This is a genomic window from Microbacterium jejuense (genome assembly GCF_019511665.1).
Classification (GTDB): Bacteria; Actinomycetota; Actinomycetes; order Actinomycetales; family Microbacteriaceae; genus Microbacterium; species Microbacterium jejuense_A.
The window spans coordinates 19544-39502 of the sequence record NZ_JAEUAW010000001.1 but is presented as its reverse complement, the minus strand read 5'-3'; the positions used below and the strand labels follow the sequence as shown (position 1 = coordinate 39502).

Here is a 19959-nt window from a genome sequence, read left to right as displayed (position 1 = left end):
CGGTTTGGGAGAGCGGTTCCGAGCAGTCCGTCGAACTTTCGAAGCGCTTCAACACCGAGACCATATACTAAGGGTGTGACGATGTCCACGCGCCGCGATGCTGCGGCACCGCCGGCTCCCGCCGAGGCGTTGCACGTGCTCCGCGCGTCGACCCCCGCCACCCGCTGGCTCGAGGCGTACCCCATCGGCAACGGCGTCCGCGGGGCCATGTGCGCCGGTCTGTCAGGCGGCGACCGACTGTGGCTGAACGACCTGACGGCCTGGTCCGGCCGCGCCGACGCCGACCCGCTCGGGGGCGTCGCACTGCGCGGCTCGGGGGCGCTCGCCGCCGTGCGCGAAGCCCTCGACGGCGACGACCTCGACGGCGCCGAGACCCTCCTGCAGCGCATGCAGGCGCCCTGGGTGCAGGCCTATCTGCCACTGGGGTGGGTGGATGTGGACGTCGAGCCCGCGGTGGATGCCGGACACCTCGTTCATCGGTCGCTGAGCGAGCGAGGAACGAGCGAGACGAAGCGCAACCCGGGCGATACGAGCGACATCCGGCCGGCGCGCCACGCTTCGTCTCGCTGGCGCTCGCTCAGCGACCGGGACCCCGCGTCCGAGGGGACGAGCGAATCCCACTCGCGGCGCCTGCACCTGCCCACCGGCGTCGCGACGCACGAGTACGTCCGGGACGGCGTGGCGGTGCGGCACCGCACGTGGGCGGACCTCGTGACCGGCGCGATCATGCACGAGATCACCGCCGACGCCCCGGTGCGTGTCAGCGTGAAGGTCGGGTCGCTGCTGCGCGCGAGATCGGCGCCGCACGCCTCCGACGGCGCCCTCGCGGCCGACTGGTGGTTCCCCGTCGACGTCGCCCCCGGCCACGAGCAGCCCGACGAGCCCATCCGCTATGACGAGTCGACGGGCCGCCACGGCGCCGTCGTCGTGCGCCACTTCGGGGAGTCCGAGATCGCGCACGACACCCTCGTGGCCGCGCCCACGACGGCTCACCTGTTCGCGATCGCGACGGCATCATCGCCCTCGATCCCCGGCGACCCGGACCCCGGCGCGGGAGCGATCGAGCGCGCGGCGGCGCTGGCCGCCGGCATCCCTTCGTCCGACCCCGACGTCCTCCGTGCCGCGCACGAGGCGGCACACCGCACCCTCTACGACCGGTGCGCGCTCGAGCTGCCCGGCCTCGACGACGAGATCGACACCGTCGAGCGCGTCGAGCGCGCGCAGGAGCGCGACGATCCCGGGCTCGCCGCGCTGGCGTTCCACTACGGGCGGTATCTGCTCATCGGCTCATCCCAGCCGGGCGGCCTGCCGCTCACGCTGCAGGGACTGTGGAACGCCGAGCTTCCGGGTCCGTGGTCGAGCGCCTACACGACGAACATCAACCTGCAGATGGCGTACTGGCCGGCCGAGACCACCGGGCTCGCGCAATGCCATGAGCCGCTGCTGCGGTTCGTGCGGCGGCTGTCCGAGACGACAGGACCCGTCGTCGCGCGCGAGCTGTACGGCGCCGACGGCTGGGTCGCGCACCACAACTCCGACGCGTGGGGGTTCGCCGCCCCCGTGGGCGCAGGTCACGGCGACCCGGCGTGGGCGAACTGGGCCCTCGGCGGGGTGTGGATCGCGCTGCACCTGTGGGACCACTACGCGTACGGGCGCGACCTCTCGTACCTGCGCGACGAGGCGTGGCCGGTGCTCGCATCGACGGCGGCGTTCGCGCTGTCGTGGATCCAGGGCGACGATGAGCGCGCCTGGACGAGTCCGTCGACATCGCCCGAGAACCACTACCTCGACGCCGCCGGACGCGAGCGCGGCGTCGCCGTCAGCGCGACGATGGATGTCGCGCTGCTGCGCGAGCTCGCCGACGTGTGCCGCCGCGCGGCGACGGCACTGGGCGTCGACGAACCGTGGGTCGCTGCGCTCGGGGCCCGGACCGCGGCGCTGCCCGACCCGCGCATCGCGCCTCGCGGCGACCTGCTCGAATGGGACCGCGAACGCGTCGAGGCCGAGCCGCTGCACCGCCACCTGTCACACCTCGTCGGGCTCTACCCCTACGCGCAGATCACGCCCGGGCGGACGCCCGAGCTCGCGCGGGCGGCATCCGAGTCCATCCGCCTGCGCGGCCCCGAGTCGACGGGGTGGGCCCTCGCATGGCGCGCGGCCATGCAGGCGCGGCTGGGCGACGGCTCCGCCGTGCACGAGCACATCCGCATGGCGCTGCGCCCCGCCGACCCGGTCCCCACCGCCCCTCCACTCGCCGCTGACGCGTCGAGCGGAGCCTCCGGCGGCGTGGGCCCAGCCGGCGGCCAGCGCGGCGGCCTGTACCCCAACCTCTTCAGCGCCCACCCGCCGTTCCAGATCGACGGCAACCTGGGCCTCACCGCGGCGATCGCGGAGGCGCTCGTGCAGTCGTTCGACGACGATGCGACCGGCGCCGTGCGCGTGCACCTCCTGCCGGCGCTGCCGCCGCAGTGGCCGGACGGCGCCGTGCGCGGCATCCGGGTCCGCGGCGAGGTGTCCGTCGACCTGGAATGGGCGGCCGGGCGGCTCGTGCGCGCGCGTCTTCGCGCGGGCGCGCGAACGACGACAATGAATGTGTACGGGCCGGACGGTCCGATCGACACCTTCGATCTCGCTCCCGGGACCACCCAGGTGTTCGACCTAGCAGGACGGGGAACCTCATGGTGACGATCGCGGACGTCGCGCAGGCGGCGGGGGTGTCGATCTCGACCGTCTCGTACGTCATGAGCGGCAAGCGCGCCATCTCGCAAGAGACGCGGGACCGCGTCGAGAAGGCCATCGACAGCCTCGGCTTCAGCCCGCACGCGGGCGCCCGGTCGCTCGCCTCGCGCTCGACCAACGTCATCGGCCTGCAGGCGCCGCTGCGCACCGGCGTCGACGTCCACGTCGTGATGCAGATCGTCACGGGCGTGGTGACGCAGGCGCGCAAGCACGGCTACGACATCCTGCTGCTCGCCAGCGACGACTCCAAGGCGCTGCAGCGCGCCGCCAAGGGGTCGATGGTCGATGCCCTTCTCGTCATGGACGTGGAATCCGACGATCCCCGCATCGACACGCTCTCGGGCCTGGAGCATCCGAGCGTGCTCATCGGCCTGCCCGAGGGCCGCCGCGCGATCCCGTGCGTCGACTTCGACTTCGAGGCCGCCGGCTGGCTGGCCGTGGACCGGCTGGTCGCGCTCGGCCACCGCCGGCTCGCGCTCATCGGATCGCCGCTGGAGGTCATGGCCCGCCACACCTCGTACGCCGACCGCCTGGCCCGCGGCTTCCTCGCGGCGTGCGAGGCGAGCGGCGTCGTGGGCACCGTGCACGCCTGCCCCAGCACCGCCGAGGCCGTCGCGACGGTCGCCGACGTCATGACCGACGACCCCGCGATCACCGGATTCTTCGTGCACAACGAGGGCGCGCTCCCGCACGTCGCGGCGACGATCGCGCAGCGCGGCCGGCAGCGCGGCGACGACCTCGCCGTGCTCGCGCTGTGCCCCGAGGATGTCGCCCGCTCGGTACCGGGGCTCGCCGACAGCATCGCGGTGCCCGCCGAGGCGATCGGCGCCGCCGCGACCGACATGATCTGCGAGATCCTCGCGAACGGCGCCAAGCCATCGGTGCGGCTGCTGCCGCCGGCACTGACCGGAAGCACGACCGCCCCGTAACGCACGCACCGACCCCATGCGCATCGACCCCGAAAGCCGCGCGCTGAGCGGCCTCACGACGTTCCTGACGTTCGTCGCACTCAACCTGCTGTACCTCGTGCTGTGCATCCCCGTGGTGACCATCGGCGCGGCGACGAGCGCGCTGTACGAGGTGACGATCCGGTACTCCGACGACGAGAGCGGCCGCCCGCTGAAGGACTTCCTCCCCGCGTTCCGGGCGAACTTCGGCCGCGCCACCCTCGTCATGCTGTGCCTGCTCGCACCCGCGGCCCTGCTCGGGTTCAGCAGCGCGTTCTGGTTCGCGATGCCGTCGATCCTCGGCGGCGTGGCGGGCATCGTCGCGCTGCTGGGCGCGCTGTACCTGTTCGCCGCGTTCCTCTACGGCATGGCGCAGGTCGCCCGCTTCCGCGCGCCCGTTCGCCAGACGGTCAAGAACGCCCTGCTGCTGCCGGCCGCCGAGCCCGTGCGCACCCTCGGGGTGCTGCTCATCCCGGTGAGCCTCGTCGTCTTCACGATCCTCTTCCCCCCGTTCGGCTTCATCGTGCTGACCGTCGGCTTCTCGGTCGGCGCCTACGCCACGGCGTTCCTCTTCCGCAGCGTCTTCTCTCGCCACGAGTCCTGATCCTCGGGTCCGGGATGCAGGGGACCGCGGTCGGCCGGCGGTCGCGGCATCCACTCCTCCCACCCGCGTGCAGCGTCCTCGACTGAGGAGCGGGGCCCGGATGCGCACCGCTCGCCCGCCGCGGCTCCGCAATCCGGCCATGCATCTCAAATGAGGAGCGCGGTCGGAGGCATCCACCTGCCCGCAAAGACGACAAAGAGGGCTCGGGATGCCGCATCCCGAGCCCTCCGTGTCAGGCAGGCGTCAGTCGAAGGCCTTGGTCACCGCGATGCGGGCGTCGTTCTGCGCCTTCGCGTTGTCCATGTCGAACTCGAGCACCTTGTCGTAGCCGAGGCCCTCCGCCGTCGAGACGAGCTCGTCGCGGAGCGACTCGAACTGCGACTCGTTCTCGGCGAAGACCATCTGCCACGAGTACTGCTTGATGATCTCCTTGACCTGGTTGCGCAGCGCCTCGATGTCGGACGGGTCGGCCGGAGCCGCGTAGCTGGCGCCCGGAGCGACGAGCAGCTCGTCGTTCGTCGTCAGGTACTCCATCGTCGAGGTCGCGCCGCCCATCTTGGCCGACCAGTCCTCGGTCAGCGGGTTGGCGATCTTGGCCTGGTAGGTCGGCCAGAACGTGTAGCTGTACGGATAGCCGGTCTCGGGGTCGACCTGCTTCGGCAGCACCGCGCTGAGGTTGAGCGCCGAGACGCCGTCCTCGTACTTGCCGCCGCCCCACTCCTCGGGCACGGTCGCACCGCCGCCGAGGAACTGCTGGTAGCCGAACTCGGTCAGCTCGGGCTCGCCCGCGTCGTTCACGTCCCACGTGAGGCCCTGCGGGCCCGCCGTGCCGCCGGTCTGGCTGCTGTTGGCGTACGCGCCCTCGGACGAGTACAGCCAGTCGATGAAGGCGGCGATGCGCTCAGGGTCCTCGGCCTTGGAGCCGATCGCGAAGACCTGCTTGCCGCCGTACGCCTCGGCGCCGTACGAGAAGATGTTCTGATCGCCCAGCGGCACCATCTCGAAGCCCTTGCCGGCCTGCATGTTGGGATCGGTGTTGAACGCCGACTGCCCCAGCCACGGCCACCACGAGAACAGCACCTGGCCGGCCTGCATCTTCGAGAACAGGGTGTCGTAGTTCTGCGTCGTCGACTCGGGGTCGACCAGGCCCAGCTGGTTGGCGTCGAAGTACAGCTTGAGGTTGCGCATGTACTCGCCGTCGGGGTCGAGGATGCTCTGGTAGTCCGAGCCGTCGGCCTTGGCGAGCACGAACCCGAGCTCGTCGTAGCCGTAGTAGGTGGCCGGCTGCTTCGCCGTGACCATCATGTTGCCGTCCCAGTCCTTGAACAGCGAGAAGCCGTAGGTGGGCTGGCCGTTGTCGGCGACGGGGTGCGCCTCCTGCATCTGCTTCAGGATGGGGAGCAGGTCTTCGAGCGTGCCGACCTCGGGGTAGCCGAGCTCTTTGTAGTAGTCCCACCGCATGTACGCGCCGAACGTGGGGTCCAGACCCTCGGACGGGTCGGTGGGCTTCAGGGTCGACAGGGTCGAGGGGAACCCGTAGACGCCGTCCTTGCCGTCGTTGAGGTGCTGCACAGCGGTGTCGTAGGTCTCGAGGTTCTTCATCGCGGGGTAGTAGTTCGACGCATCGGCGACGAGGCCGCCCTCGATGAGCTCGTCGAGCTTCTGGCCCTTGTCGGTGATGATGAGATCGCCGAGGTCGCCGGCCGCGACGCGCGTGTTGTAGAGGGTGTCACCGCCCCCGGCGACGTTCGGGGCGATGATGTTCAGCTTCATGTTGAACTTGTCTTCGACCAGCTTCGCGAACCAGCCCTGCTGCACGCCCATGTAGTTCGCCAGGCCGTCGAAGACGTCGATCGTGATCTCCTTGTCCCACTTCTCGGGGAACTTGTCGATCGCGCCCTGGTCGGAGTCGCCGCCCGCACTGCACGAGGCGAGTGATCCCGCGGCGAGGAGCGCCACGAGGGCGAGGGACACCTTCTTTCGCAGCTTCATTGCTTTCCTTTCTCGGTGGTGCTCGGCCGCTGTCAACCCTTGACGGCGCCCAGCATGATGCCCTTCACGAAGAAGCGCTGGAACAGGGGGTAGATGAAGATGATGGGCAGCACGACGAGCACCGACACGGTCATGCGTATCGAGGTGGGTGTCTGGTCGGTGGCTACGCTGGCGATCTGACCGAGGTTGCCACCGGCGTTCTGCGCCGCCTGCGCGAGGCTCGAGGCCTGGTTGATGAACATGTAGAGCAGGTACTGCAGCGTATACAGGCTCTGGTCGGTGATGTAGATCAGCGTGTCCTGGAAGCTGTTCCACTGCGTCACTGCGCTGAAGATGGCGATGGTCGCGAGGATCGGCGTCATGTTCGGCAGGTAGACGCGGAAGAACACCTGCAGGATGTTGGCGCCGTCCATCTCGGCGGCCTCCTGCAGCTCTTTCGGCATCGACTCGACGTACGTCTTGGCGAGGATCACGTTGAAGGGCTGCACCACGAACGGCAGCACGTACACCCAGAAGTTGTTGGTGAGCCCGAGCGTCTTCATGATGATGAACACCGGGATGAGGCCCGCGCTGAAGTACATCGTGATGATGAGGAAGCGGTACCAGAACTTGCGGCCCCACATCCGCGTCTGCGTGAACATGAACCCGAGGAACCCGGATGCCAGCACCGTCAGGGTCGTGCCGAGCACGGTGCGGCCCACGCTGACGACGGTCGCCAGCGGCAGTCCGGGCAGCGAGAACACCTGGGCGTAGTTCGACAGGTGGAAGCCGACCGGCCACAGCCGCACGTCGCCGAGCGCCGACACGTCGTTGGCGCTGACGGAGTTGATGATCAGGTAGTAGAAGGGGTATGCGCAGATCACCGCGAACACGGCGAACAGCAGGTAGTTCGCGCCGCGGAACACGTGGTCGCCGGCGGACGCGCGGTAGCGGGCCGACGTGTCGCCGCGCTTGGCGGTCGTGAGGGTCTTCGTCATGGTCATGGCAGCGCCCCTCAGACGATCGATTCGCCGCGGACGCGCTTGGAGACCGCGTTGACGGTGAGCAGGAGGGCGACCGAGATGATGCTCTTGAGCATGCCGATCGCGGTGGCCATCGACAGGCTGTTGCCGGTCATGCCGATGTTGTAGACGTACAGGTCGAGCACCTGGATCCACTGCTTGTTGAACGCGTTCTGGAACACGTAGTACTGCTCCATGCCGTTGTTGAGGATGTTGGCGATCGACAGCAGGAGCAGCACGAGGTAGGTGGGCATCAGCTGCGGCAGCGTGATGTGCCGCATGAGCTGGAAGCGGCCGGCGCCGTCGATGCGGGCCGACTCGTACAGCGACTGATCGATGCCCGCGATCGCGGCGAGGTAGATGATCGCACCCCAGCCGAGCCCCTTCCAGATGCTCCAGAGCGTCATGGTGATCCACACGTTCTGGTCGGTGTCGAGGAACTTCACCGGCGTCGTGATGAGCCCGGAGTCCATGAGCACGTCGTTGACCAGGCCCGAGCTGGAGAACAGCGAGAAGGCGATCATGTACACGAGCACCCACGAGATGAAGTTGGGGAGCGACGTGAGCGTCTGCACCGAGTTGCGGAACCACGGCGCCTTGATCTCGTTGAGGAAGATCGCGAAGAACAGCGGCAGGATCGATGTCGCGATGCCGAGGAAGCTGATGGCGAGGGTGTTCAGCAGCACCTGCCCGATCTGCGCCATCTGCGTCGGCGAGCTCACCAGCATCTGGAACCACTGCAGGCCCACGAACTCGCTGCCCTCGAGGCCGAGCGCGGGCTTGTAGTCGTACAGCGAGTACACCCAGCCGTAGAGCGGCAGGTACGAGAACAGGAACGCCAGGACGAGGAAGGGCAGGATCCAGAGGAACAGGGTGAACGACGTCCGGCTGCCGGCGGGCCGCAGACGCCGCCCGCGCCGCTTCTTGGAGTTGGTCTCCAGCCCGCGGACCGTCGCCTCCTGGATGACCGTCTGGGCCTGCGCCTGCGTGGTCATCGGATGGGGCCCTCGGCTGCGGCTCCCGCGAAGGGCGCCGTCGGGTGAGCATGACGTCGTTCCATGTCACTCCTTCGTGTACGTGGGTGCCGCTCGCATCGGTGCCCGTGGGGCCGAGCGGGTTCCGGGTTCGTGTCGAACCGCTTCGATGTCGAACCGCTTCGATTGAAGAGTAGGCGCGCCGGTGGGATTCGTCAAATGCTTTCTCGTAACGCCGCGATAACGATGGGAGCGCTCCGCACTCGACCCCCTCGCGCAGGGAAAGCGCATACCATGTCGTCATGAAGCGCATCGGCATCCGGGATGTCGCCGAGCGCGCCGGGGTGTCGATCAGCACCGTCTCGAACGCGCTGAACCGGCCGCATCTGGTGAGCGATCGGCTGGTGGTCCGCGTGCGCTCCGCCGCCGACCAGCTCGGCTATGTGCCGCTGCAGGCCGCGCAGCAGCTCCGAGCCGGCCGGTCGGGCCTCCTCGGCATGACCGTCATCAACATCGCCAACCCGTTCTTCGCCGACATGGTCGCCGGCGCCGAGGATGCGGCATCGGCAGCGGGCCTGCGCATCCTCGTCGGCAACTCCAGCGACGACATCGCCAAGGAGCGCGATCACCTCGAGCTCTTCGAGCGCGTTCAGGTCGAGGGCGCTCTGGTCAGCCCGTTCGGCCCCCTCGAACCGTGGCTGCAGCGGCTGCGAGGCCGCGGCATCCCGGTCGTCCTCGTCGACGCGGTCGACGACACCGGCGAGCTGCCCTCGGTGTCGTTCGACGACGTGGCCGGCGGCCGCCTGGCGGCGGAGCACCTGCTCGCGAGCGGTCGTCGCCGTCTCGCGTTCGTGGGCGCACGCGAAGAGGTGCGCCAGGTTCGGGAGCGGCTGCACGGCGCCGAGCTCGCCGTCGCCGCGCACCCGGGTGCGACGCTGGAACGCATCTGGACCCACCGCACGACCTCCGAGCTCGGCCTCGCGTTCGGCGCGCAGCTGGCCGCCCGCTCCCCCGCCGACCGCCCCGACGGCGTGGTCGCGTCGAACGACCATCTGGCCATCGGCCTCGTCCACGGACTCATTTCGCGCGGCGTGCGGGTGCCGGACGACGTCGCGGTCGTCGGCTACGACGACATCGAGTTCGCCGCGATCGCAGGCGTGCCGCTCACATCGGTCCGTCAGCCGGCCCGCGAGATGGGCCGCACGGCGGCCGAGATGCTGCTCGCGCGCATCGCGGGGACGGCGGGCTCCGGCCTGGGCAACGTGGTCTACCAGCCCGAGCTGGTGGTGCGCGCGTCGACCGGCGGCTGACCCCACGGCGGCGTCCGCTCAGCTGACGAGCTGCGAGCCTCGGGCGGGCAGGTCGCCGTCCCGCCGCTCGATCGCGCGCAGCGACCGGCCGACGAACGCCGCGATGCGGCGGGCATCCTCCTCACGGAAGTGCGTGTCGTCGGCCAGTCCGTCCGGCCAGACCGGGTGCTCGCCCGGCGCGAAGTGCGACAGCAGAGAAGTGGATGCCGCGGCCCCGAGATCCTCGTAGAGCCATGTCGTGAACACCGTGAGGTCGATGAGCGGCACGTCCAGCTCCTGGGCCAGGTCGCGCACCGCATTGGGATAGTCGCCGTGGGTGGGCGTGACCCTGTCGCCGTCGAACCACCGACGCTCCACCGAGGTGCACAGCACGACCGACGCGCCCCGGTCGGCGGCATCCCGGACCATCCGGCGCAGCCGGTCCGTGTAGCCGCCGCGGGCGTCGAGCTCGGGGAGCTTCTGGTCGTTGTGCCCGAACTGGATGACCACCGTGTCGCCCGGCTCGACGCCCTCGAGCAGGCGCGCCCACGAGCCGTCGGCGAGGAAGGACTCGGTCGTCGCGCCGCCGTAGGCGAGGTTGCGCACCCGCGCCTCGACGACGGGCTCGATGTACGAGCCCCACCCGGTCATGGGCAGCTCTTCGGGCTTGGCGGGTGCGACCGTCGAGTCCCCGGCCAGGTGATACGTCATCGTGAGCCTTTCTGCATCGGATGGCGGCGTCCCTCGATACCATTGCCATCATGGCGCAGAAAGCGTTTACCGGCGCGATCCGCGTCATCGGCATCGCGCAGACCCCCCGCCCCGGCCGCTCGGTGCTCAAGCTGCTGGCACGGCGGCCCGGGCGCATGATCCTCGCCGTGCTCGCGTTCGCGTGCAAAGAGATCCCGCTGTGGTTCCTGCCCGTCGTGACGGCGAGGATCATCGACCTCGTGGCCACCGGCGGCGAGGTGTCGACGGTGCTCATCTGGTTCGGCGTGGCGGCCGTGCTGCTGATCCAGAACTACCCGATGCACATGGTGTACACGCGCAACTTCATGCGCGTCGTGCGCGACACCGGCGCGGATCTGCGCAACGCCCTCGCGGCGCGGCTGCAGAGCCTGTCGATCGGCTACCACACCCGCGTCAGCTCGTCGATCGTGCAGACGAAGGTCGTCCGCGACGTCGAGAACGTCGAGCTCATGCTGCAGCAGGTGACGCACCCCCTGCTGTCGTCGACCATGGTGCTCGTCGGTGCCATCGTCATGACCGCGATCGCGGTGCCGCAGTTCCTTCCCGTGTACGCCCTCGCGGTGCCGATCGCGCTCGTGCTGCGCAGCAGCCTCAGCCGCCGCTCCCGCGCCCGCAACGAGGTGTTCCGGCGCGAGGTCGAGGGGTTCGCCGCGCGCGTGGGCGAGATGGCGTCGCTCATCCCGGTGACCCGCGCGCACGGACTGGAGAGCACCGCCGTCTCGCGCGTGCAGGCCGGCGCCGACGGCGTGCGCCGTGCGGGCTACGAGCTCGACCTGCTGAACGGTCACGTCGCGTCGATCTCGTGGGTCGCGATGCAGCTGCTCGGCCTCGGCTGCCTCGTGCTCGCGGCGGTCTTCGCGCTCACCGGCATCCTGCCCATCACGCCGGGCGAGGTGGTGCTGCTGTCGTCGTACTTCACGCTGCTGACGCAGGGCCTCACGCAGCTGCTCATGCTGATCCCGGTCGGCGCCCGCGGGCTGGAGTCGATGCGCTCCATCTCGGAGGTGCTGCAGGAGCCCGACCTCGAGCAGAACGAGGGCAAGCGCTCCGTCTCGCACGTGGGCGGCCACCTCGAGCTGCAGCACGTGACGCACCGGTACGCCGGCGCCGACCGCGATGCCGTGCACGACGTGTCGCTCGACATCGAGCCCGGCGAGACGGTGGCGTTCGTCGGCTCGTCCGGGTCGGGCAAGTCGACGATGCTCAATCTCGTGCTGGGCTTCGTGCGGCCGACGTCGGGGCGCATCCTGCTGGACGGCGACGACATGCAGGACCTGGACCTGCGCACCGTCCGCCGCTCGGTGTCGGTCGTGCCGCAGGAGTCGGTGCTGTTCGAGGGCACGATCCGCGAGAACATCGCGTACGGCCTCGACGACGTGTCGGACGAGCGGCTGCGCGCCGCTCTCCGCGACGCCAACGCGGCGGAGTTCGTCGACGCCCTCCCCGACGGCTGGGACACCGTCGTCGGCGAGCGCGGCGCGCGGCTGTCGGGCGGTCAGCGCCAGCGCCTCGCGATCGCCCGTGCGCTCGTGCGCGACCCGCGCATCCTGCTGCTCGACGAGGCCACCTCAGCGCTCGATCCCGAGTCCGAGGAACTCGTGAAAGAGGCGCTCAACCGCCTCATGAAGGGCCGCACGACGCTCGTGGTCGCCCACCGCCTGTCGACCATCCGCCAGGCCGACCGCATCGTCGTCCTCGAGCACGGCGAGGTCGTCGAGGTCGGCGGTCACGACGCCCTCCTCGCCGCGAACGGACGCTACGCCCACCTGCACGCGAGCCAGGCCGGGCTGCCGCACTGACCGCAGCCGCCGGCATCCCTCCCCTTCCCCTCCTGCGCCGGAGCCCCGCCGCCGCGCTGTCCCCGGCTTGCAGTGCACCGGCCCGGCCCTCTTCGGCCGCTCCGAATATCGGACGATCCGCTGTTTTCCGGAGCATCCGGGCCGCCTGCTCCGGAAAGGGGCGCGGAGTCCGGTATTCGGACCGCCAAGTGGGGCGGTCGCCGCGACCGGATAGCGCTTTCCGCCTGATCGGAATACCCTGAGAGAGTGGATGCCGGGGGCCCGGCATCCACTCTCCACAACCCGACCCGCACAGGGAGCACCCGTGACCGACACCCTCCGCTGCGCCATCGTCGGCACCGGCGCGATCGCCCGCCTGCACGCGGAGGCGGTCGCGGCGTACCCGCACGCCGAGCTCGTCGCGGCGACGGACCTGTCGCGCGCGTCCGCCGACGCCTTCGCAGAGCGGCACGGCATCCCCGCCGTCTACGACGACCTCGACAGCCTGCTCGCCGCCGAGCACCCCGACGTCGTGCTCATCTGCACGCCGCCCGGGGCGCACCCCGCGCAGACCCTCGCCGCTTTCGCCGCCGGAGCGCACGTCATCGTCGAGAAGCCGCCGGCGCCGTCGCTGGACGAGCTGCAGCAGATGACCGAGGCCGCCACGGCGGCGGGCCGTGAGCTCGCCGTCGTCTTCCAGCAGCGCACCGGCACGGCCGCCGCCCACGTCAAGCGGCTGCTCGACGCGGGCGCCTTCGGGCGTCCGCTGGTCGCCCAGTGCCAGACGCTCTGGTACCGCGGCGCGGACTACTTCGCCGTGCCGTGGCGCGGCAAGTGGGAGACGGAGGGCGGCGGGACGACCCTCGGTCATGCGATCCACCAGATCGACCTGCTGGCCTTCCTGCTCGGCGACTGGACGCGCGTCGAAGGGCGGCTGTGGCGGCTCGACCGCGAGACGCAGACCGAGGACGTGTCGACGGCGACGATCGTGTTCGACGGCGGCGTCGTGGCGCAGATGGTCTCGAGCACGCTCTCGCCGCGCGAGGTGAGCACGGTGCGCATCGACACCGAGAAGGCCACGATCACCGTCGACCACCTCTACGGCCACGGGCACGAGAACTGGCGCATCACGCCTGCGCCGCACATCGACGACGCCGAGGCTGCGACGTGGGCGCTGCCCGAGGCCGAGGAGCGCAGCGGGCACGAGCCGCTGCTGCGCGAGGTGTTCGACGCGCTGCGGAGCGGGTCGCCGCTGCCGCCGGTGGCGGACTCCCCCGCGCGGTCGATCGAGATCGTCGCCGCAGTGTACGCCTCGGCCGACGCGGACGGCGCGGTCATCACGCCGGCCGACCTCGCCGCGCACCCGACCCACCGCACCAGCTTCGCGAGCGCCGTCATCGACCTGCGACCCAGCCGGTAGCACGCGGCACGCGCGGCGCTCGGGCGGCGCACATCGCGTGACCACGCCCGGGTAGTCACAGGGTCCGTCGCCCGAAGCATCGCGCGGACGGGCGAGGGGTCAGGGCCTTCTCGCCCCGGCGTCATGAGGCAGACTGGGACCGGGCACAGTCGTGCCGGCATCCCCGTTACTGAATCGTTCTAATTTCTCGCGCTCACATCTTGCGAAACGTTTTTCGACGGGGTACCGTTGCGGGCAAGCGCTTTCCAGCACCGCTGACCCGCACCGAGGGATGCGCCCAACCCCGCACACACAGACAACGGAACGTCTGCGCGGAACGACGGACACAGACGTTCAAGAGAGGACAAGGATGTTCAGCAAGAAGCGTGCATTCATGGCCACCGCAGCTGCCGCAGGCGCCGCGCTGGTCCTCGCCGGCTGCGCCGGCGGCAGCGGGAGCGCGAGCCCCGACGCGACCCCGACGCTCGACCCGGATGAGAAGGTCACCCTGAACATGTCGTTCTGGGGCAACGACGTCCGCGCCGACCTGTACAACCAGGTCATCGACGCGTTCGAGGAGCAGTACCCCAACATCACGGTGAACACGTCGTTCCTCGACTTCCCCTCGTACTGGGAGAAGCGCCAGACCGAGGCTGCCGGCGGCGGGCTTCCCGACGTCATGCAGTTCGACTACTCGTACCTGCGCCAGTACTCCGAGAACGGCCTGCTGCTCGACCTCAACCCGTACCTCGGCAACATCATCGAGACCGACCCGCTGCCCCAGAACATCCTCGACATCGGCGTCGTGAACGACCAGACCACGGCGATCCCGACCTCCACCAACGCGTGGGGCCTGTTCACGAACCCGAAGCTGCTCGAGACCGTCGGCGTCGACGACTTCGAGGGCGGCACGTGGGAGGACTACACCGACTGGATGAGCGAGGTGACCGACGCGGGCGCAGGCTCGATCTACGGCGGCACCGACTACACCGGTCGCATCCAGAACTTCGAGGTGCAGCAGCGCGCCAAGGGCGAGGACCTCTTCACCGAGGACGGCGAGCCGAACTTCACCGAGAAGGACCTCAAGGCCTTCTGGGAGCAGGGGCAGGACATCCGCGACGGCATCGGCATCCCGCAGCAGACGCTCGAAGAGATCAAGCCGCTGTCGGGCTTCGACGCCGGAAAGACCGCGTCCGAGCTCACGTGGGACAACTTCGGCGCCGGCTACCTCGCGAACCTCGGCGAGGGATACACCGAGCTGAACCTCGTCGCGCCGCCGATCACCGAGGAGGGCGCGAAGGACCTGTACCTCAAGCCCTCGATGCTCGAGGCCGTGTCGGCCAAGACGAAGCACCCCGAGGCCGCGGCGACGCTGGTCAACTTCCTCATCAACTCGCCCGAGTCCGGTGAGATCTTCGGCACCAACCGCGGTCTGCCCGCCTCCGAGACGGCGCTCGAGGCTGCCAACCTCGACCCGATCGCCCAGCAGATCAAGGACTACGAGGCCTCGATCACCGACCGCCTGGGCGACGCACCGCCCGTCCCGATCAACGGCTACGGCACGCTCGAGCAGAAGTTCCTCGAGATCGGCCAGGAGCTCGGCTACGGCACGATCTCGGTCGACGACGCCGTCTCGCAGTTCTTCTCCGAGATGGACACGGTCATCAACCAGTGACACCCTCGCTGCGGGGCCGGTGCACGCCGGCCCCGCAGCGCCCCGACCCACCCGACCTGACGCAGCCGTCAGTCTTAGAAAGGAGCCGAGGTGAGCACGACAGCGACGAGAGTCATCGTCACCGATCGCCCCGCCAAGCGCCCGCTGCGGCGCACCCGCCGCCCCGAGAACACCTTCCAGCGTCCTGGGCAGCGTGCGCGCTCGCGTCGTGAGACCGCGGCCGGCTACGCGTTCCTGAGCCCGTGGCTTCTCGGCTTCTTCGGCCTGACCGCGATCCCGATGGTGTACTCGCTGTACCTGTCGTTCACGCGGTACAACATCTTCCAGCCGCCGAAGTGGATCGGGCTGGACAACTACATCCGGATGTTCACCGACGACCCGGTCTTCATCCAGTCGGCTCAGATCACGCTCGTGTACGTGTTCATCGGCACCCCGATCACGATGGCCGCGGCCCTCGCCGTGGCGATGCTGCTGAACTTCCGCGACCAGGGCGCCGGCTTCTTCCGCTCGGCCTTCTACGCCCCGTCCCTCATCGGCGGATCGGTGAGCGTCGCCATCGTGTGGCGTGCCATGTTCTCGACCGACGGTCCCGTCGACAACTCGCTGTCGTTCTTCGGCATCGACATCGGCGGCTGGATCGGCAACCCCGCCATGATCCTCCCGATGATGATCCTGCTGCACGTGTGGCAGTTCGGCTCGACCATGGTGATCTTCCTGGCCGGCCTCAAGCAGATCCCCAAGGAGCTCTACGAAGCGGCCGAGATGGACGGCGCAGGCGCCTGGCGTCGCTTCCGCGCCGTCACGATCCCGATGCTCTCGCCGGTGATCTTCTTCAACCTGCTGCTGGGCCTCATCGGCGCCTTCCAGGTGTTCACCTCGGCGTACATCATCTCCAACGGCACCGGCGGCCCCGCGGGCATGACCAACTTCATCACCGTCTACCTCTACAAGCGCGGCTTCTCCGACGGCCAGATGGGTTATGCGGCCGCGATCGCGTGGGTCCTGCTCATCGTCGTCGCCATCATCGCCTTCATCCTTTTCCGCACCCAGAAATCGTGGGTCCACTACGCAGGAGACGACCGATGACCTCCGCATCCTTCACCGACGGCACGATGGAGACCATCGAGCAGGAGATGATGCCGGCGACCCCGGCCGCACCCCGGCGCCGCGTGAAGCGCAAGACGTGGCAGACCGTGATCTGGCTCGTCGTGCTGCTGGCCATCACCGCGGTCGTGCTGTACCCGCTCGTGTGGCTGTTCCTGTCGACGTTCAAGCCCAACTCCGAGTTCGGGCAGAACACCGGCCTGCTGCCCGAGAACTGGTACTTCGGCAACTACGCCAAGGTGATGGAGGGCATCGCCGGCGTGCCGATGTGGCGGTTCTTCCTGAACTCGCTCATCCTGTCGGTCGCCGCCGTCGTCGGCACGCTGCTGTCGTCGGCCCTGGCCGCGTACGCGTTCGCCCGCGTGCAGTTCAAGGGCCTCGGGATCTTCTTCGCCGCGATGATCGGCACGCTGCTGCTGCCGTTCCACGTCGTGATCATCCCGCAGTACATCATCTTCAACCAGCTCGGCTGGGTCGACACGTACATCCCGCTGATCCTGCCGAAGTTCCTCGCCACCGGCGCGTTCTTCGTGTTCCTGCTCGTGCAGTTCATGCGGCAGATGCCCCGCGACATGGACGAGGCCGCCCGCATCGACGGCGCCGGCCACTTCCGGATCTTCTGGTCGATCATCCTGCCGCTGATCAAGCCCGCACTCATCACATGCGCGATCTTCGCCTTCATCTGGGAGTGGAACGACTTCCTCGGACCCCTGCTCTACCTCACGAGCCCCGAGAACTACCCGCTGCCCATCGCGCTGCGCCTCTACAACGACGCCTCGTCGGGCGGTGCCGACTACGGCGCCACCGTGACGGCATCCTTCGTCGCCCTCGTCCCGGTGCTGCTGTTCTTCATCGTGTTCCAGCGGTTCCTCGTCGACGGCGTCGCCACCCAGGGCCTGAAGGGCTGACACCGCCATGGACCGCCGTCAACTGCGCGCCGCACGCCGAGCCGATGCCTCGGGCAGCGGGCCCACGCTCGAAGAGCGCGAGCCGGCCCGCTACCCGGGCGCCAAGGGGGCGTTCGCGCTGTTCGGCGAGGTGCTGCTGACCGGTCTGCTCATCACCGTCGGCGGTCTGCTGGTCGTGACGCTGCCGGCGGCACTGGCCGCCGGCATCCGTCACCTCCGCCGGTACGTGAACGCCGAGCAGTCCCACACGCGCGACTTCTGGGCGGACTGGCGCAAGGCGCTGCCCGGCGGCGTCGTCGTGGGTCTCGCCGCAACGGTCATCGCCGTCGTGCTGGCGCTCGACATCGTGCTGGCCAACACCGGGGCGCTGCCCGGCGGTGCGCTCATCGGCGTGATCGGCTGGGCCGGTCTCGTGGTCGGCGCGGTGGCGCTGCTGGCCGCGGCGGGGGCGTGGACCCCCGAGACCGGCTGGCGCCCGGCCGTCCGCGGCATCCCGGCGGTCATCGCGGGCGACCCGCTCGGCGCCGTGTACTTCGCGGTCGCTGCCGTGCTGACGGGTGTCGTCACGTGGATGCTGGCGCCGCTCATCATCGCCGGTCTGGGCTGCTCGGCCCTCGCGGTCGTCGCCATCCCGGCGCGCCGCACCCGCCGCTGACGCGGCACACTCCCCCGATCCCCGCCTCCGATTCACCGAAGGAGCTGCTCGACGTGCTGTACGGCGCCGACTACAACCCCGACCAGTGGCCGGAGGAGGTGTGGGACGAGGACGTCCGCCTCATGAAGGAGGCCGGCGTCAACATCGTGAGCCTCGGCATCTTCGCGTGGTCGCGCATCCAGCCCGCCGAGGACGTGTGGGACTTCGCATGGCTCGACACCGTGATCGAGAAGCTGCACGCCGGCGGCATCGCGGTGAATCTCGCGACGGCGACCGCCTCTCCTCCGCCGTGGGTCAGCGCGACCTATCCCGAGACGCTGCCGGCCGACGAGTCGGGCGCGTCGTACTGGCCGGGCAGCCGGCAGCACTTCGCACCGTCGTCGCCGACCTACCGGCGCCTGGCCGGTGAGCTGGTGCGTCGCCTCGCCGAGCGGTACGCGCACCACCCCGCCGTCGTGATGTGGCACGTGGGCAACGAGTTCGGCTGCCACCTGTGGATGGACTTCTCGGATGCCGCGCGCGACGCCTACCGCGTCTGGCTGCGGAACCGGTACGCGACGATCGACGCGCTCAACGACGCGTGGGGCACGAGCTTCTGGTCCCAGCGGTACGGCGCGTTCGACGAGGTCTTCCCGCCGCGCCTCGCGCCGTACAGCCACAACCCGTCCTCGATGCTCGACTGGCGCCGCTTCACGAGCGACATGCTGCTGGAGTGCTACCTCATGGAGCGCGAGATCCTGCTCGAGGCCGGCGCGACCCAGCCGATCACCACGAACTTCATGGGTCCGTTCAAGCCGGCCGACTACCGCAAGTGGGCGCCGCACATGGACGTGATCGCCGACGACTGCTACCCCGATCCGGCGAATCCGAACCGCGTGAGGGATGCCGCGTTCCAGCGCGACCTCATCCGGTCGCTGAAGCCGGGCACGCCGTGGCTGCTGTGGGAGCAGGCGACGGACGCCGTCAACTGGCGTCCCGCGAACCCCGGCAAGCGGCCCGGAGCCCTCATGGCCGAGACGGCGCAGTCCGTGGCGCGCGGCGCCGACGGCATCATGTTCTTCCAGTGGCGGCAGTCCCGCGCCGGCAGCGAGAAGTTCCACTCGGCGATGCTCCCCCACGCCGGCACTCAGACCCGCACATGGGGAGCCGTCACCGAGCTCGGCGCGCGCCTGGCCGCGCTGCCGCCGCTTCCGGCGCCGGGTCGCGACGCGCACGTCGGGCTCGTGTTCGACTGGGAGAACTGGTGGGCTGTCGAGGAGCGCGACCACCCGACCGAGATCGACTACCTCGCCCTGGTGCTGGAGTGGTACGGCGCGTTCCACGAGCGCGGCATCCAGGTCGACGTCATCACGCCCGAAGAGGCGCGCCTCGGCTACGACCTCGTCGTGGCACCCGCGCTGTACCTGCTGCGCGATGAGGGCGCGGCAGCGCTCACCGGGTTCGTCCAGGGCGGCGGCACGCTGCTGACCGGCCCGTTCACCGACATCGTCGACGGCGACGACCAGTTCCGCGACGGCGGATTCCTCACGCAGCTCGCCGACGCGCTCGGGCTGCGGTTCGAGGACTTCGGCGCCCTGGCGGGAACCTCTTCCGGGGGCAGCGGCGTCGGCGCACTGAACGACGAGGCCGTGCAGGCGGCCCGCGCCGCGGCGGCGGCGGGCACGGTCGAGTTCGCGTTCGACGGAGCGGTCCACCGCGGCCGGCTCGTCGCCGAGTCGGTGCACGCGACGACCGCCCACGCCGTGGCGACCTTCCGCACCGGCCCGAACGCGGGCTCCCCCGCCCTGACCCGTCACGCGTTCGGCGCCGGCGAGGCCTGGTACACGGCCACGCAGCCCGTGGGCGCCGGACTCGGTGCCGTCGTGGACGCGGTGGTGGCGGCATCCGGAGTCCGTCCCGTGGTCGAGGGGCTGCCGGCCGGGGTCGAGGCCGCGCGCCGCGGCGACCTCGTGACCCTCATCAACCACGGCGACGCGCGCGTCGAGATCGAGATCGATGGAGTGGATGCCGAGACCGGCGTCGACACCGGGCTCGTCGCCCTCGAGCCGCAGGCCGTCGCGTTCGTGCTCTCGCCCGCACGGCCCGCGCAACCCGCCGCCTCAGCTGCGGCTCCACACACCGTCACCCTTCCCTGAAACCCCACC

At 69.8% G+C, this 19959-nt stretch carries 15 protein-coding genes; 11 read left to right on the top strand and 4 right to left on the bottom strand.

The features are described 5' to 3' along the window. Positions 1-81: 81 nt before the first annotated feature. From JNB62_RS00140 to JNB62_RS00130, 3 genes are read left to right on the top strand one after another with little or no spacing between them, the layout of a single operon-like run. Complete coding sequence (locus JNB62_RS00140) at positions 82-2685, top strand: glycosyl hydrolase family 95 catalytic domain-containing protein (RefSeq protein WP_220299181.1); 2604 nt, start codon at positions 82-84, stop codon at positions 2683-2685. Then, positions 2679-3668, top strand: coding sequence for a LacI family DNA-binding transcriptional regulator (locus tag JNB62_RS00135; RefSeq protein WP_220298858.1), 990 nt, complete (start codon positions 2679-2681; stop codon positions 3666-3668). Before JNB62_RS00140 ends, JNB62_RS00135 begins: the two co-directional genes overlap by 7 nt. 16 nt (positions 3669-3684) lie before the next feature. Continuing rightward, complete coding sequence (locus JNB62_RS00130; RefSeq protein WP_220298857.1) at positions 3685-4290, top strand: YesL family protein; 606 nt, start codon at positions 3685-3687, stop codon at positions 4288-4290. Between the two features lie 243 nt (positions 4291-4533). Here the strand turns inward: JNB62_RS00130 and JNB62_RS00125 are convergent, their stop codons facing one another. Genes JNB62_RS00125 through JNB62_RS00115 form a run of 3 tightly spaced genes read right to left on the bottom strand, consistent with a single transcriptional unit; the run spans position 4534 to position 8278 of the window. Continuing rightward, positions 4534-6282, bottom strand: coding sequence for an ABC transporter substrate-binding protein (locus tag JNB62_RS00125; protein ID WP_220298856.1), 1749 nt, complete (start codon positions 6280-6282; stop codon positions 4534-4536). A 32-nt stretch (positions 6283-6314) separates the two neighbouring features. Next, entirely contained in the window at positions 6315-7265 is a 951-nt protein-coding gene (locus tag JNB62_RS00120) for a carbohydrate ABC transporter permease (protein ID WP_220298855.1), read from the bottom strand. A gap of 11 nt (positions 7266-7276) precedes the next feature. Then, positions 7277-8278, bottom strand: coding sequence for an ABC transporter permease (locus JNB62_RS00115; protein WP_220298854.1), 1002 nt, complete (start codon positions 8276-8278; stop codon positions 7277-7279). A gap of 281 nt (positions 8279-8559) precedes the next feature. Between JNB62_RS00115 and JNB62_RS00110 the strand changes: the two genes are divergently transcribed. Continuing rightward, positions 8560-9567, top strand: coding sequence for a LacI family DNA-binding transcriptional regulator (locus JNB62_RS00110; protein WP_220298853.1), 1008 nt, complete (start codon positions 8560-8562; stop codon positions 9565-9567). Positions 9568-9585: 18 nt separating this feature from the next. On the opposite strand, the gene JNB62_RS00105 is transcribed toward JNB62_RS00110, so the two are convergent. Beyond that, positions 9586-10257, bottom strand: a complete 672-nt coding sequence (locus JNB62_RS00105) for a rhamnogalacturonan acetylesterase (RefSeq protein WP_220298852.1) — start codon at positions 10255-10257, stop codon at positions 9586-9588. 50 nt (positions 10258-10307) lie between these two features. On the opposite strand from JNB62_RS00105, the gene JNB62_RS00100 reads away from it, so the two are divergent. From JNB62_RS00100 to JNB62_RS00070, 7 genes are all read left to right on the top strand, one after another. Continuing rightward, entirely contained in the window at positions 10308-12095 is a 1788-nt protein-coding gene (locus JNB62_RS00100) for an ABC transporter ATP-binding protein (RefSeq protein WP_220298851.1), read from the top strand. A 304-nt stretch (positions 12096-12399) separates the two neighbouring features. Then, positions 12400-13494 carry a Gfo/Idh/MocA family protein gene (locus JNB62_RS00095; RefSeq protein ID WP_220298850.1) on the top strand — a complete coding sequence of 365 codons (1095 nt, stop codon included), beginning with the start codon at positions 12400-12402 and terminating at the stop codon, positions 13492-13494. Positions 13495-13843: 349 nt separating this feature from the next. After that, the gene (locus tag JNB62_RS00090) at positions 13844-15148 is read left to right on the top strand and encodes an ABC transporter substrate-binding protein (protein WP_220298849.1); all 1305 of its coding nucleotides are present in this window, start codon (positions 13844-13846) and stop codon (positions 15146-15148) included. A 90-nt stretch (positions 15149-15238) separates the two neighbouring features. Further along, positions 15239-16234, top strand: a complete 996-nt coding sequence (locus JNB62_RS00085) for a carbohydrate ABC transporter permease (RefSeq protein ID WP_220298848.1) — start codon at positions 15239-15241, stop codon at positions 16232-16234. 47 nt (positions 16235-16281) lie between these two features. Next, on the top strand, positions 16282-17160 hold the full coding sequence (locus JNB62_RS00080; protein ID WP_223230857.1) for a carbohydrate ABC transporter permease: 879 nt from the start codon (positions 16282-16284) through the stop codon (positions 17158-17160). 7 nt (positions 17161-17167) lie between these two features. Continuing rightward, positions 17168-17815, top strand: coding sequence for a DUF624 domain-containing protein (locus tag JNB62_RS00075; protein WP_220298846.1), 648 nt, complete (start codon positions 17168-17170; stop codon positions 17813-17815). A 53-nt stretch (positions 17816-17868) separates the two neighbouring features. After that, positions 17869-19950, top strand: a complete 2082-nt coding sequence (locus JNB62_RS00070) for a beta-galactosidase (RefSeq protein ID WP_220298845.1) — start codon at positions 17869-17871, stop codon at positions 19948-19950. The last annotated feature ends 9 nt before the right edge of the window (positions 19951-19959 follow it).

Coding starts and splice junctions, on each gene's coding strand:
- JNB62_RS00140 (WP_220299181.1), top strand. CDS start 82: ATGTCCACGCGCCGCGATGCTGCGGCACCGCCGGCTCCCGCCGAGGCG.
- JNB62_RS00135 (WP_220298858.1), top strand. CDS start 2,679: ATGGTGACGATCGCGGACGTCGCGCAGGCGGCGGGGGTGTCGATCTCG.
- JNB62_RS00130 (WP_220298857.1), top strand. CDS start 3,685: ATGCGCATCGACCCCGAAAGCCGCGCGCTGAGCGGCCTCACGACGTTC.
- JNB62_RS00125 (WP_220298856.1), bottom strand. CDS start 6,282: ATGAAGCTGCGAAAGAAGGTGTCCCTCGCCCTCGTGGCGCTCCTCGCC.
- JNB62_RS00120 (WP_220298855.1), bottom strand. CDS start 7,265: ATGACCATGACGAAGACCCTCACGACCGCCAAGCGCGGCGACACGTCG.
- JNB62_RS00115 (WP_220298854.1), bottom strand. CDS start 8,278: ATGACCACGCAGGCGCAGGCCCAGACGGTCATCCAGGAGGCGACGGTC.
- JNB62_RS00110 (WP_220298853.1), top strand. CDS start 8,560: ATGAAGCGCATCGGCATCCGGGATGTCGCCGAGCGCGCCGGGGTGTCG.
- JNB62_RS00105 (WP_220298852.1), bottom strand. CDS start 10,257: ATGACGTATCACCTGGCCGGGGACTCGACGGTCGCACCCGCCAAGCCC.
- JNB62_RS00100 (WP_220298851.1), top strand. CDS start 10,308: ATGGCGCAGAAAGCGTTTACCGGCGCGATCCGCGTCATCGGCATCGCG.
- JNB62_RS00090 (WP_220298849.1), top strand. CDS start 13,844: ATGTTCAGCAAGAAGCGTGCATTCATGGCCACCGCAGCTGCCGCAGGC.
- JNB62_RS00080 (WP_223230857.1), top strand. CDS start 16,282: ATGATGCCGGCGACCCCGGCCGCACCCCGGCGCCGCGTGAAGCGCAAG.
- JNB62_RS00075 (WP_220298846.1), top strand. CDS start 17,168: ATGGACCGCCGTCAACTGCGCGCCGCACGCCGAGCCGATGCCTCGGGC.